This is a genomic window from Shewanella sp. Shew256, from assembly GCF_002196695.1.
Lineage (GTDB): Bacteria > Pseudomonadota > Gammaproteobacteria > Enterobacterales > Shewanellaceae > Shewanella > Shewanella mangrovisoli.
On record NZ_NAJR01000009.1, the window covers coordinates 25,078 to 37,438 of the forward strand.

12 protein-coding genes and 1 other RNA gene are annotated in these 12,361 nt (G+C 49.5%); 4 read left to right on the top strand and 9 right to left on the bottom strand.

Translation table 11 applies throughout. The features are described from left to right. Positions 1-17: 17 nt before the first annotated feature. The gene (gene trpS, locus B5P39_RS15975) at positions 18-1,016 is read left to right on the top strand and encodes a tryptophan--tRNA ligase (protein ID WP_011718615.1); all 999 of its coding nucleotides are present in this window, start codon (positions 18-20) and stop codon (positions 1,014-1,016) included. Positions 1,017-1,124: 108 nt separating this feature from the next. On the opposite strand, the gene B5P39_RS15980 is transcribed toward trpS, so the two are convergent. Continuing rightward, a complete protein-coding gene (locus tag B5P39_RS15980) occupies positions 1,125-1,997 on the bottom strand; it encodes a LysR substrate-binding domain-containing protein (RefSeq protein ID WP_011624411.1) in 873 nt (290 codons plus the stop codon). A 120-nt stretch (positions 1,998-2,117) separates the two neighbouring features. Between B5P39_RS15980 and B5P39_RS15985 the strand changes: the two genes are divergently transcribed. Continuing rightward, positions 2,118-3,038 carry a DMT family transporter gene (locus B5P39_RS15985; RefSeq protein ID WP_088212234.1) on the top strand — a complete coding sequence of 307 codons (921 nt, stop codon included), beginning with the start codon at positions 2,118-2,120 and terminating at the stop codon, positions 3,036-3,038. Between the two features lie 18 nt (positions 3,039-3,056). Here B5P39_RS15985 and dolP read toward each other — a convergent pair whose 3' ends face one another. The 4 genes from dolP to B5P39_RS16005 all read right to left on the bottom strand — a co-directional run bounded on the left by dolP (position 3,057) and on the right by B5P39_RS16005 (position 6,526). Beyond that, positions 3,057-3,623: a division/outer membrane stress-associated lipid-binding lipoprotein gene (dolP, locus tag B5P39_RS15990; RefSeq protein ID WP_011624409.1), complete on the bottom strand. Its 567-nt coding sequence runs from the start codon at positions 3,621-3,623 to the stop codon at positions 3,057-3,059. Continuing rightward, a complete protein-coding gene (locus B5P39_RS15995; RefSeq protein ID WP_011070670.1) occupies positions 3,620-4,213 on the bottom strand; it encodes a phosphoheptose isomerase in 594 nt (197 codons plus the stop codon). Before B5P39_RS15995 ends, dolP begins: the two co-directional genes overlap by 4 nt. Positions 4,214-4,319: 106 nt before the next feature. Next, positions 4,320-4,646 carry a YraN family protein gene (locus tag B5P39_RS16000; protein WP_023266395.1) on the bottom strand — a complete coding sequence of 109 codons (327 nt, stop codon included), beginning with the start codon at positions 4,644-4,646 and terminating at the stop codon, positions 4,320-4,322. Next, positions 4,643-6,526: a penicillin-binding protein activator gene (locus tag B5P39_RS16005; protein WP_088212235.1), complete on the bottom strand. Its 1,884-nt coding sequence runs from the start codon at positions 6,524-6,526 to the stop codon at positions 4,643-4,645. Before B5P39_RS16005 ends, B5P39_RS16000 begins: the two co-directional genes overlap by 4 nt. An 88-nt stretch (positions 6,527-6,614) precedes the next feature. Between B5P39_RS16005 and rsmI the strand changes: the two genes are divergently transcribed. Next, the gene (rsmI, locus tag B5P39_RS16010) at positions 6,615-7,460 is read left to right on the top strand and encodes a 16S rRNA (cytidine(1402)-2'-O)-methyltransferase (RefSeq protein ID WP_088212236.1); all 846 of its coding nucleotides are present in this window, start codon (positions 6,615-6,617) and stop codon (positions 7,458-7,460) included. A 75-nt stretch (positions 7,461-7,535) separates the two neighbouring features. Continuing rightward, positions 7,536-7,889, top strand: an RNA gene (gene rnpB, locus B5P39_RS16015) — RNase P RNA component class A. 71 nt (positions 7,890-7,960) lie between these two features. Here rnpB and B5P39_RS16020 read toward each other — a convergent pair. The 4 genes from B5P39_RS16020 to B5P39_RS16035 all read right to left on the bottom strand — a co-directional run bounded on the left by B5P39_RS16020 (position 7,961) and on the right by B5P39_RS16035 (position 12,357). Next, the gene (locus B5P39_RS16020) at positions 7,961-8,410 is read right to left on the bottom strand and encodes a hypothetical protein (RefSeq protein ID WP_088212237.1); all 450 of its coding nucleotides are present in this window, start codon (positions 8,408-8,410) and stop codon (positions 7,961-7,963) included. Between the two features lie 30 nt (positions 8,411-8,440). Next, a complete protein-coding gene (locus tag B5P39_RS16025; RefSeq protein ID WP_088212238.1) occupies positions 8,441-9,106 on the bottom strand; it encodes a TorD/DmsD family molecular chaperone in 666 nt (221 codons plus the stop codon). A gap of 64 nt (positions 9,107-9,170) precedes the next feature. Beyond that, positions 9,171-9,830 (bottom strand): DMSO/selenate family reductase complex B subunit, encoded by a 660-nt coding sequence (locus tag B5P39_RS16030; RefSeq protein ID WP_088212239.1) that lies wholly within the window; start codon positions 9,828-9,830, stop codon positions 9,171-9,173. Positions 9,831-9,843: 13 nt separating this feature from the next. Further along, positions 9,844-12,357 carry a DMSO/selenate family reductase complex A subunit gene (locus B5P39_RS16035; protein WP_088212240.1) on the bottom strand — a complete coding sequence of 838 codons (2,514 nt, stop codon included), beginning with the start codon at positions 12,355-12,357 and terminating at the stop codon, positions 9,844-9,846. Between the last annotated feature and the right edge of the window lie 4 nt (positions 12,358-12,361).

Here is a 12,361-nt window from a genome sequence, read left to right on the forward strand (position 1 = left end):
TTTGGAGCAATGACGTAATGACCAAACCCATAGTACTCAGCGGTGCACAGCCGTCCGGCGAATTAACCATAGGTAACTACATGGGTGCATTGCGTCAATGGGTTGCCATGCAAGATAGCCACGACTGCCTATATTGCGTGGTAGACTTGCATGCCATTACCGTGCGCCAAGACCCTCAAGCATTGCGTGAAGCCTGTTTAGATACGCTTGCACTGTATTTAGCCTGCGGTGTCGATCCAAAGAAGAGCACAGTGTTTATCCAATCCCAAGTGCCACAGCACACTCAGCTGGGTTGGGCGTTAAATTGCTACACCCAAATGGGTGAATTGAGCCGTATGACGCAGTTTAAGGATAAGTCACAAAAGCACGCCAACAATATTAACGTCGGTTTGTTTGGTTATCCTGTACTGATGGCGGCGGATATTCTGCTGTATCAAGCAAATGAAATCCCTGTTGGCCAAGATCAGAAACAACATCTTGAATTAACTCGTGATATCGCCACTCGCTTTAACAACGCGTACGGCGAGACGTTTACCATTCCTGAGCCTTTTATCCCTGAGCATGGCGCTAAGGTGATGTCGCTACAGGATCCGCTGAAGAAGATGTCTAAGTCGGACGACAACCGTAACAACGTGATTGGCCTGCTTGAAGATCCAAAAGCGGTCATGAAAAAGCTGAAAAAAGCCATGACCGACAGTGACGAGCCGCCAGTCGTGCGTTTCGATATGGAGAACAAGCCTGGCGTGTCTAACCTGTTGAGCTTAATGTCGGGTATCACAGGTCAAAGCATTGCCAGCCTCGAAGCCGAGTTTGAAGGCAAGATGTATGGTCACTTAAAAGGTGCCGCGGGTGAAGCGGTAGTGGGCATGTTAGAGCCGCTGCAAGAGCGTTACCGTGCGCTGCGTGCCGACCGTGCTTACCTCGACCAAGTGATGAGAGCGGGCGCCGAAAATGCTCAAGCTCGCGCCGAAGTGACCCTGAAAAAGGTATACGAGAAGATTGGTTTGTTAGTGTAATTTGACCTAAAAAGCGCATTACACAACCACTCGATTAAGCCGACCCATTCTTAGGTCGGCTTTTTTATGTCTGTTATTCATCGGGCTGTTTGATACAGAGCTAAGCGTTTAGGCCTGCGATTTTAGCCAAGAGGAAAAGGCTGCGATGGCAGGCTCTGTGAGACGACGCTGCTTACAGATAAAACTAAACTCAAAGCCCGTATGAACATCGGGCAGATTAACCGCAACCAGTCTGCCAGTGCTGATATCACCTGCCACCATAAAATCGGGGGCGAGGGCGAGGCCTTGGCCCGCAATTGCCGCCTCAATCGCCATTACGATATGGCTAAAAATATGTTGTTGTTCGTTATTCAGCGGGATCTGGTGAGCCGATGACCATTTGTGCCAATCGAGTCCTAGCGGCCCCTCATCCACAATCAACAGTGCCTGTTGTTGAAAGTTGCTTAAGTTAATATCACGCCACTTGGGGTAAAAACTTGGGCTACATACTGGGATGAGCCGTTCCTTATGCAGTAGCTGCTGCCAATAGCCCCGTTGGTTAAGTTTGCCCGCGATAAAGATATCGGCCGTGCTGGTGCTGAGATCGGGGTCTTGAGTGATCATCTCGAGGCGGATTTTAACGCTGGGATATTGGCGTCTAAAATCCGCTAATCTCGGGATCAACCATTTCACCGCAAAAGAGCTGTACACCGCCAAACAGAGTTGTTGGTTTGGGGTGTCGCGGATCTTGAGATTAAGATCGCTTAACTCATTAAAAATCCTTTCTAACTCAATAAATAAGCTTTGGCCTTTAGGTGTGAGTTGCAATTTTCGTCCCTGACGGTCGAAAAGCTGCTCGCCAAAATATTCCTCTAATACACGCACTTGGTGTGAAACCGCGCTTTGGGTTATGCAAAGTTCGGCGGCAGCCTTGGAAAAATGCTGTTGTCTGGCGGCGGTCTCAAAGACTTGTAGTGCGCGTAATGGAGGAAGCTTTCTCATGATTTTCAACGCCTAAAAGATTTAGCATGAATTTAATTCATCTAGCATGAGAAAGCATCATTTCAGCTTAAGTTTTGTGGGGATTATCATGCCAGCATTGAGATTTGTGGATGGTAAAAAATGCAACGCCCTGTAGTTATCGGTTTGATTTTATTGATAGTGGGTAACCTATTTAGTGCTTTTTACGATGTATCGATCAAATGGTTGCCAGAAGATGCGAATGCGGCCACTTTTCTACTCGTGAGACAAATCACTTCAGTATTGATGTTACTCCCCATTTGGTTGTACTCGCAGCGACCTAAGACGGAACATATTTCGGTCCACCTTTGGCGTGCCAACATAGGCTCGGTTGGCGCGCTTTTTTTAATTATTGGCCTAATGGCTTTGCCGCTCGCGACGGTAAGCTCACTGTTTTACTCGGCGCCGCTGATGATTATTCTGATGGGCTATTGGTTTTTAAAGGAGCGGATCACTACAGGGCAAGTGATATGCACATTACTCGGGTTTGTCGGGATCTTAATTATCCTCAGACCGAGTGAGATGAACTGGTTTGGATTGGCAGTGCTATTTTCGGCATTTACCTTTGCCGTCAACCAGTTGACCCTGAAAAAAGTCCCAAATACTGAGCATCCAGTATTAACCTTAATGTTGTATAACCTGCTGGGTATTCCTGCGACTTTAATCATCACGGCCTTTCAAGGACTTGAGGGGCTGAGCTGGGGATTGTTAGCCGTAGCGCTGCTCAGTAATGCCTTCTTACTGATATATCACTGGTTCTGCGTGCTGGCCTATCGTCGCGCACAGGCGAGCGATATTGCGATTGCCGAATATACTGGCCTGTTATTTATCGTCTTTTTGGGCTGGCTGTTATTCGATGAATGGTTAGATAGCCTAAGTTGGCTGGGCGCCGCATTGATTGTGTTGCCGTCACTGTTTTTACCTTGGATTGGCATGTGGGTGGCTAAGTCACCCAAGGTTATGGATAACATCCAAGTAAAAGCGTTAGGGCTGGAAGCGGTAGAAGGCGAGCCTAAACCCTAAGAGCTTAGGCTCAATCGGTTATTCGATGTATTCGAATACTTTAACGACTTTACGCACACCGGCGGTGTTACGCGCGATATCGACGGCCATATCGGCTTGAGAACGGTGAATGAGTCCGAGTAGGAAGACTTCACCGTTTTCAGTGATGACCTTAATGCGGGTGACATCCAACTCTTTCTCGTTGAGCATGCGTCCCTTCACTTTCGTTGTCACCCAAGTGTCATTGCTACGGGTGGTGAAAGAGGTCGGGTTACCGATGCGGATCTGATTGTGGATTTTACCGCCAAGCTTAAGATCTTGTACGACCTTAATCGCCTTATCCCTCAACATAGAGTTGGGGGCTTGACCAATCATCAGCACATTACCGTTAACCGAAACACCCGTGATATTCGTTTGTTTCTTCAGATCTTCATGCTCTAGCAGGGCACTGGTGATCTTAAAATCGGTATTGGTATCGTCGAGCTGAGTCTTCACCGAACGCTCATCGTTGGCCATCATGGCGCCACTGACTGCGCCCACCATAACGGCACCGGCGCAACCTTGCAGCAGCATGCAAACCATTAACAGTGGGGCAGCATATCTCATTGCTGTTCGTCCTGCGGGAAGAGCGTGCGGTCGATATTGTCACAGAGGCAGTGGATAACCAGTAAGTGCACTTCTTGAATACGTGCCGTCACGTTAGAAGGTACACGGATTTCCACGTCACCCACGCTCAGTAATCCCGCCATCGCGCCACCGTCTTTACCGGTTAAGGCAACGATAGTCATATCGCGGCTCAGGGCGGCTTCCATGGCTTTAATCACGTTGCCTGAGTTACCGCTGGTGGAAATCGCCAGCAGAATGTCACCTGGTTGACCTAAGGCTAAGATTTGTTTTGAGAAAATCTCATCATAGCTGTAGTCGTTGGCAATCGCCGTGATAGTTGAAGTGTCGGTTGACAGCGCAATCGCGGGCAATGGTGGACGTTCAATTTCGTAGCGGTTTAATAGCTCGGCCGAGAAGTGCTGGGCATCACCGGCACTGCCACCGTTACCGCAGGCAAGAATTTTATTGCCGCCCAAAAGACATTGCACCATCATCTCGGCCGCTTTTGCGATGGATTCTGGCAGTGCTTCGGCTGCATCGATTTTGGTCTGGATAGATTCAGTAAAGCTGTCTTTAATGCGTTCTAACATGGATACATCCTTTCAGGATAAAGTGTGGCTATGATGCCATATTTCCACGGTGGAGTTGAGGCATAAGCGTTAAAAATTATTCGATTAGCTGAGTCGAAGGTCTCGTTTAAAAGGCATCGACTAGCCAGTGGATTTGCGCGTCCTCGATGGCGACAACGTCGAATCGGCACGGCACATCCAGTTTATGCGTCTGTAAATAGTGGCTGGCCGCCATGCGGATCCTGCCGATTTGTGCTTTGCTAAGTGCTTGTATTGCGCCGCCAAATTGATTTGCTGAGCGATATTTTACTTCAACAAATACCCAGTGGTGTTTATGGCGCATGACGAGGTCTATTTCACCAAAGGGATAGCGGACATTGCGCTCGACAAAGGTTAAACCTTGCTGTTCGAGGTAACCTTGAGCGAGCGACTCTGCCTGCTGTCCGAGTGTCATAGTTGACGGAAACTGCCTCTTTGATAGCGTCCCCAGCTTAATTGGCGGTTTATCACGCCGTCAGGATTGACGGATAACACGCCGCTACGTCCATTGAACTGGTAACCCGTGAATGAGCGCATCTGCGCCAGTTTGCTGATCAAATCCATGGCATCATAGCCCATCACGAACAGGCGTTTTTGGCCGTTATTCCAGCCCGACCATAGTGTGTTAACCATTAGGTTTTCTTCACTGTTTTGCATTAGCCAAGGTGCATCGCTCATGGTCAGGTTATTTAAATCCTGCGCCGTTTGGCTCGATTCGTTGTCGATGCGGCTGCGGCTTGAGGTGTACAGCGGCACTGGCTGAGTAAAGACGCTGAAGTTCACATCGATAAAGGCCTTGAGCAAGGTTAAATCCTGCGGCGTCGAGATCATATAAATCGCATCGATATCTTGGCGCGAACGAAAATCAGCTTGTACCGAATTGCCGAGCAGCTCCTTGATCCGCGCGATACGCGCTTGGCTATCACGGACACCGAGTGCATCCTGCACTGTGGTTTTCATCTTGTCGCCACCATCGTAGTAATAGACTTCAATAGGGGTGTCGCTTTTCTTTTTCCAAGCTTGGATAAAGCTTTCTGCCATGCGTTTACCAATGGCGTCGTTGCTGGCGAGCAGTAGTGGCATAGTCACGCCATCTTGATACATGCGTGTTGCGGCATCGGCTGCTTCTTGGGCTGGTGACAGCGCAAAGTAGAACTTATTGATATCTGGCACAAACTTATCGGTTTGATTTAAGAACAGTTGCGGGATAGGTGCTATCGGAGCCGTAGGTGTTGCGGGAGCTGTACCTGTTGGCGTGCTGGTCGCAGGGGTTGTATTGTTCAGTGCCAGTAATTGATCGATTTCATTTGGCAGCAAGGGGCCAATAATAAACTCGGCACCCGCGTTCACCGCTTGCTGATAGGCCGCTACGGCATCATTGGCGGTATCGTAAAAATTCACCGCAACCTGCTCATTGGGTTTGGCTAAATAGCTGGCCAAAATCCCTTGACGAATCGCGTTGGCCGCGCTGGCGCGTTGACCTGTGAGCGGTAACAGGACTGCGATATTCTTCGGCATGAATGGCTTGGCATTGAGCGCCCGATCCAAATCGGTCGGCAATTTGGCCGCCGCAGGATGATAAGGATTCTGCTTTTGCCAGTCGCCTAAGTAACGAACCAGTTGATTGGGGTCGACCGCATAATGTTTGGCGATATAGGCGAGCTGCAACCAACCAGCAAATACTGGGTTGTTGGCATCGCGGATAAAGGTTTGCAGGGTTTGCTCATGCATTGGCTGCAATACTTGCCAGATCTGGTTATTGACTTCACTCGCCTCGGCGGGCGGTAAATAGGTGGTCAATAAACTCAGCTCGCGCACTTGCTCGATAGGTTGCTTATTCAACTGGAATAAATGCGCTCTAAATTGATGATACGCGGCCATTTGCCAGCCGGGTAACACCCAAGTGCTTGGATAGCTCAGGGTCTTGAGCGCCTCGACATAGGTCGATGTGTGCTCTAATACCCGCGCCGTCAGGTATTTATGCTCGGCCACCAGAGTTGGGGTTTGGGTCAGACTTGGCTGCATCGACTTCAGCAGTTTCTGCGCCGCCGCATAGTCATTGGCATTGATATAGGCATGCGCCGCCAGCAGCAGGTTAGTGTCGCGCTGCTGCGGATCTTTGCTATTCGCGGCCTGTGCTAAATACACATTGGGCGCCAATGGAGCAGAGGCTAAAGAGGTGGCCACTGTGGGGGCTGTACCGGTTGAGCTGGGCGCTTGGCTGCCGCAACCCGCCAACACTGCGGATAAAATGGCCACGGAAACGAACTTAGTTGTATTCAGGCTTTTTAACACTGGGCTTCACTCTGGTAAGATGCTGCCTCTAGTTTAACCTTCTCTTGCGCTTGACGAAAGTCTTGGCACTGTCATTACCGAGGTATATATGGACCAAAGCGTCGCACTCTACATTGTTCCCACTCCCATTGGTAACTTGGGGGACATGAGCCCACGTGCTATCGAAGTGCTCACTCAGGTCGCATTGATTGCCTGTGAAGATACGCGCCACAGTGGCAAGTTATTGAGTCATTTTGGTATTTCTACCAAAACTATCGCATTGCATGACCATAACGAGCGCGCTCGCGCCCAATGGATTGTGGAGCAGTTAGCCGCAGGGCAATCGATTGCGCTGATTTCCGATGCGGGCACACCGCTGATTTCTGACCCCGGCTATCACTTAGTCTCCCATGTGCGCCAGTCGGGTTTTAGAGTGATCCCATTACCCGGCCCTTGCGCGGCGATTACCGCATTAAGCGCGTCGGGTTTACCGTCAGATCGTTTCTCCTTTGAAGGCTTCTTACCTTCTAAAGAGAAGGCGCGTGCCGATAAGTTACTCGAGCTTAAGGAAGACTCTCGCACGCTGATTTTTTATGAATCACCGCACCGCATCGAGCATAGCCTGACGACCATGGTCGAAGTGTTAGGCGGAGAGCGGCAAGTGGTGATGGCTCGGGAAGTGACTAAAACCTTCGAGACTTTCCTCTCAGGCCCTGTGGCCGAGGTGCTGGCTACGGTCAGCAGCGATCCTAACCAGCAAAAAGGCGAGATAGTGCTGATGGTGCATGGTCATCGCGCCGCGGAGGATGATGACGCCATTCCGACAGTCGCCATCAACACCCTGAAATTACTCTGTGAAGAATTGCCCCTCAAAAAGGCCGCTGCCATTGCCGCGCAAATTCACGGTCTTAAAAAGAATGCTCTGTATAAGTTCGGTTTAGAGTCGGATTTATAAGCGGATCTTTGAGATAGGCGCACATGGACGGGATTAACAGTGGTACGCGCAGATTGCTTAGGCTATAATCCGCGCCGAGTTGGCCAGACAGTCGCTGCGCTCGCAAGAGCGGGGAGGAAAGTCCGGGCTTCAAAGAGCGGGGTGCCAGGTAACGCCTGGGCGGTGCGAACCGACGACAAGTGCAACAGAGAGGAGACCGCCATCATAGCTTCGGCTAAGGTGGTAAGGGTGAAAGGGTGCGGTAAGAGCGCACCGTGCGGCTAGCAATAGTCCGTAGCAAGGTAAACTCCACCCGAAGCAAGACCAAATAGGGTTCCGTATGGCGTGGCTCGCGTTGGAACCGGGTAGGTCGCTTGAGCCTGCGAGCGATTGCAGGCCTAGATGAATGACTGTCCAAGACAGGACCCGGCTTATCGGCCAACTCATTAAATTCAGTAAAAAGCCCGTTTATCTATTAGGTAAACGGGCTTTTTATTTGGGTTCAATTCTTGGTTATGTGCCTAGCAACGCCCCATATTTGAGTGCTGACGGCGTAATTGCGTTCTTTGCTTTACTAGCTTTTCCATCGCCGAGAGTATGATATGACTCTTGCTCTGAACCTCTGCATCCACTTCGCTCTGTTGTGATGCCTGCTGGGCGATAAGCTCTGTCAGTGAGACGACAAGCTGTTCACCCTGAGTGAGGCTCTGGTGTTGTATCTCTTTCACATAGAGCAGCACAAAACGTTGTAATAACACGTCGAGCAGCAAAGGTAAGGTGATATTGAAGTTGCCTTCCTCTGATTTGGGGGGCAATTCTCCCATCGCCGCAATCAAGTGGCATACTGTTTGGCAGCCAGTCGCGCCGATAAAGAGTCGCATCGCATCTCGATTCGATGCAATATACCGTTCCAGTTGATGGGCAAATTCTGCCTTATCCCATTGATGGGCAATAGAGTGGATAACGCTCATACTGTTGACTCATCACCTTTCTATCCGTTGTTAACGAAAGAGCATGGATTGCTGCTTTATGATCCCGAGCTGTTGAGATACATGCTCGAGATAGACTCGGCTCAAGATAGCAATGCCTCTATAAAATTCGCTGTCGGCATGTTGCTCCGCTAATTCGAGGCAGCGATCCGCCCAGGGCTGTAGATGCTGTTGTAATAGTAGCGTGCAGGTTCCGAGGACATTTTTGTCTTCGGGCGTGGCCGCAAGTTGGTTACATAAATATTCTAATGTCAGTAAAATCAAACCAATATGATCTATCGGCTCGTTTCTCTCTAATGTGAATTCGATATTATGTGCCTTATAGAAGGCCATGAGTTTTTGCGTCGAATCACCATTTAATGACTGTTCTTCCCCGGTATACACTGACCCCCAAGGTGCAGCCTTAGGGTCGCTTGGGCCAAAAAACAATTGTCCGTAATCCACTTTTAACTCGGTCAGTTGCGCCTCAGTGCTTTGCCAGTGGCTTAAATAATTGCCTAGATAGGTTCGCCCCTGTTTTTCATATTCAGAATCCACAAGCTGCGGCCAGTTGATGTGGAGTTCATCCTGCTTAAAATTGTCGATTAAGGGAGCTTCTGGGTAGGTATATAAAATATTATGCAGAACCTTAGCGATAGCTCCCCATGTCAGGTAATCATCCGCTTTTATCTTTGACATAACTCTTCTCTTATCTCGAGACGGAACCAATGAGGGGCGCCATGCCCCTCATTAATCCGATGACTTAAATTTCAGACCAATTAAGCACTTGCCCACCTGATTGCGCATTTGGGTTCTTTTTGACAATCAGATTGGGAGAGGTAATAGATGACGATGGCAATGGTGCAATGTGCCCGTCACCTTCACCATATTTGGCTTTTAGGTTCTCCATGGTGTCAAAGTCGAGTGCCCGTAATGGGCAAGCATTGACACAAATCGGTTTTTTGCCATCGACGAGTCGGTCATAACAGCCATCACACTTAGTCATGACTTTACGCTGAGTATCTAATTGTGGCGCGTCATAGGGACAAGCTCTTGCGCAGCTACCACAACCAATACAGATGGATGACTCCACCAACACTAAGCCGTTATCTTGGCGTTTATGCATGGCACCCGTCGGGCAGGCTTTTACGCACACAGGCTCGCTGCAGTGGTTACAGCCTATAGATGTGTAGTATGCAAATACGTTTTGCTCGAAACTACCATCGGCATTTTGGCCCCAGTTACCACCACCGTACTCAGTCACGCGGCGCCACAGCACTCCAGGAAGATTGGCAACGCTACCATTGCCGTCATTTGCGCGGATAAGACCGGTCATTCTGTCTTTACAGGCGATATGGCACGCCTTACATCCAGTGCATTTGCTGCTGTCAAAGTAAAAACCATATTGTGTTTCTTGAGTCATTTGTATTTACCTCTTAAGCCTTAGCAATCTGCACGCGGTTAGTGTGTTGTGGGTTACCTTTTGCTGCAGGGCTAGGTTGGTAGCGAGTAAGCGTGTTAATGCAGCCCCCAATATCAATTACATGGCCGGATGGGCCGACTCGGCCCGATGGATCTGGGGTATACCAAGCGCCTTGACCCAGGGCCGCCACGCCTGGCGCAACCCTTGGGGTAATGCGAACAGGAACTTCAATGGTGCCACGCTGGCTCCATACATGAACGGTATCTCCCTGCGCTAAGCCACGAGCATTGGCATCCATCGGGTTCATCCACACTGCGTCTTCAACGGCTTCACGTAGCCAAGCCACGTTGTGATAGCTGGAGTGGGTGCGGCCCTTGGTGTGATAACCCATTAATTGCAGTGGGTAGGTCTCTATAGTGTCGGCATCCTCATAGCCTTCCCAAGTTGGTTGGTATTTGGGTAATGCGGTGATGTAGTTGCCTTTGACGCTTGCATCAAACTCCCATTCGGCCGCTTTTTGCGCAAAATCGAGTGAGTAGAATTCGACTTTACCAGTAGGTGTGCCGAGAGCTTTACCGCCATTGATATAGCTATCTAAGGCGATACGTTTGGTGCCATTGAAGGCGCGGAAAACCCCAATTTTTTGAGCTTCTTCATAGGTGCTTGGTAATGCTGGAATGGCGTTCGCGCTTGAAGGTGCTGTCAAAGTGCCAGCATAGAGTTGATTTAACCATGCAGCTTCATCTTTACCTTCAGAGTACTGTTGATAAACGCCCATTTTTTCTGCAATGAGGCCGCACATGTCATACATGGACTTGCATTCCCACATTGGCTTCACTGCCGCCTTCATCGCAACTAAGTAGCCCATAAGACCCGTGGCATAGCTGCCATCGACTAGGTCATTCGACTCTAACCAACTGGTATCTGGCAGGAGGATATCGGCATATCGTGCTGAAGGTGTCATCCAGCAATCGGCCACCACGATTAGTTCACACTTAGTATCGTCCTCCAAAATCTTCGAAGTCCCGTTAGAGTCGGCATGTTGGTTGACGAGTGAGTTAGAGTTAATGGCGAAAATGGCTTTAATATTCTGCCCCAATGGCGTATCTAAATCGGCCATACCTCTTACACCATCTTTACGGGCGGTCATTTCTGCGCCGCGCTCAATGGCTTCAGAGAAGGTGAAGAAGGAAATGGATTCTTTAATCGGATTAGACAAGCCCGATAGACTTGATTTGCTCATGCTGCCTTGTACTGGTAAGGCGCCATTGTTGACACCTGCTTGCCCCACTTTGCCAGTTAAGAAGGGCAGCATATAGCAAGCGCGCATAGCCTGTTCGCCATTCGCATGGCGGTTAACACCTGCACCTATGATGATATAAGGTGCCTTGGCATTCATGATCTTCTGGGCGATAGCTTTGATATTGGCTTCCGAAATTCCACAAACGGTTGCCGCCCACGCGGGTGTTTTGGCCTCGGTGAATTTACCCACGCCTAGGATGTAATCGCGGTAGTTTTCTTCGACATCGATAAACTTGGCGTATTCCAGTTTTGTCGCATCACCCGATGCTTCGAATTCGGCTTTGGTTTGTTCCAGTGAGGCCTTGTCATAACCAACGCAATATTTATCTAGGAAAGCTTTAGAGTTGGCATCGACCCAGCCTGAAGAAATCATTTCATAGGCAATGGCTTCCGCAAATGCGGCATCTGTGCCTGGACGGATCGGGTACCAGTGGTCTTCTTTACCCGCCATGGAGTCTGTATATCGTGGGTCGACCATGATGACTTCAATGCTTGGGTTATTTTGAATAGCTTGCAGGTAATCGTAACCTTCGCCCGAACCGCTTTGGCGTATTTCGCTAGGGTTATAACCAATGCCTAAAAACAGATCGCTGTCGGCAACGCAGACCATAGAGCTGCCGTTAGTAGAGCTGCCACCCCAAGTGGCGGCTGCTTCAATTTGTTGTGCCCAAGAATAGTTACCATAAATATTCAGGAAGCCACCGTTGAGATTCAGCAGGCGGTTGAAGCAGTTTGAGCTAGAGAAACCATAATAAGCACCTGAACCGTATAGTTTTAAAATTGAACGGTTGGTGTATTCGGCGGTAATACGTTGCAGTTCACTGGCAATCGTTGATGCCGCTTCATCCCAAGTAATGGGGACAAATTTACCTTCACCGCGCTTACCAACACGCTTCATGGGTGTCTTTAAGCGATCCGCAGCATAGGTGCGTTGTCTGAGTGAGCGTCCACGCGCACAAGCACGGATCTGGTGGTTGTAGCCATATTCGTCAGTAGTCTCATTGTCGGCTTCGACACGCGTGATCACACCATCTTTAGTAAATACCTTGATCGGGCAGTTAGAACCACAGTTAACAAGGCAGGATGACCAGGTTTGCACCTCACCATCGGTTGCCGGAGGAGTTGGTGGTACCACATCGACATCTTTCGAGCTGGAGTCACAACCTGTGACGGCCGCCGCGGCACTGAGTGCGGCACTCATCTTTAAAAAACTTCTACGTTCCATTCTC

Excerpts from the sequence above, each read along its gene's own strand:
- trpS (WP_011718615.1), top strand. The coding sequence starts at position 18 with ATGACCAAACCCATAGTACTCAGCGGTGCACAGCCGTCCGGCGAATTA.
- B5P39_RS15980 (WP_011624411.1), bottom strand. The coding sequence starts at position 1,997 with ATGAGAAAGCTTCCTCCATTACGCGCACTACAAGTCTTTGAGACCGCC.
- B5P39_RS15985 (WP_088212234.1), top strand. The coding sequence starts at position 2,118 with ATGCAACGCCCTGTAGTTATCGGTTTGATTTTATTGATAGTGGGTAAC.
- dolP (WP_011624409.1), bottom strand. The coding sequence starts at position 3,623 with ATGAGATATGCTGCCCCACTGTTAATGGTTTGCATGCTGCTGCAAGGT.
- B5P39_RS15995 (WP_011070670.1), bottom strand. The coding sequence starts at position 4,213 with ATGTTAGAACGCATTAAAGACAGCTTTACTGAATCTATCCAGACCAAA.
- B5P39_RS16000 (WP_023266395.1), bottom strand. The coding sequence starts at position 4,646 with ATGACACTCGGACAGCAGGCAGAGTCGCTCGCTCAAGGTTACCTCGAA.
- rsmI (WP_088212236.1), top strand. The coding sequence starts at position 6,615 with ATGGACCAAAGCGTCGCACTCTACATTGTTCCCACTCCCATTGGTAAC.
- B5P39_RS16020 (WP_088212237.1), bottom strand. The coding sequence starts at position 8,410 with ATGAGCGTTATCCACTCTATTGCCCATCAATGGGATAAGGCAGAATTT.
- B5P39_RS16025 (WP_088212238.1), bottom strand. The coding sequence starts at position 9,106 with ATGTCAAAGATAAAAGCGGATGATTACCTGACATGGGGAGCTATCGCT.
- B5P39_RS16030 (WP_088212239.1), bottom strand. The coding sequence starts at position 9,830 with ATGACTCAAGAAACACAATATGGTTTTTACTTTGACAGCAGCAAATGC.
- B5P39_RS16035 (WP_088212240.1), bottom strand. The coding sequence starts at position 12,357 with ATGGAACGTAGAAGTTTTTTAAAGATGAGTGCCGCACTCAGTGCCGCG.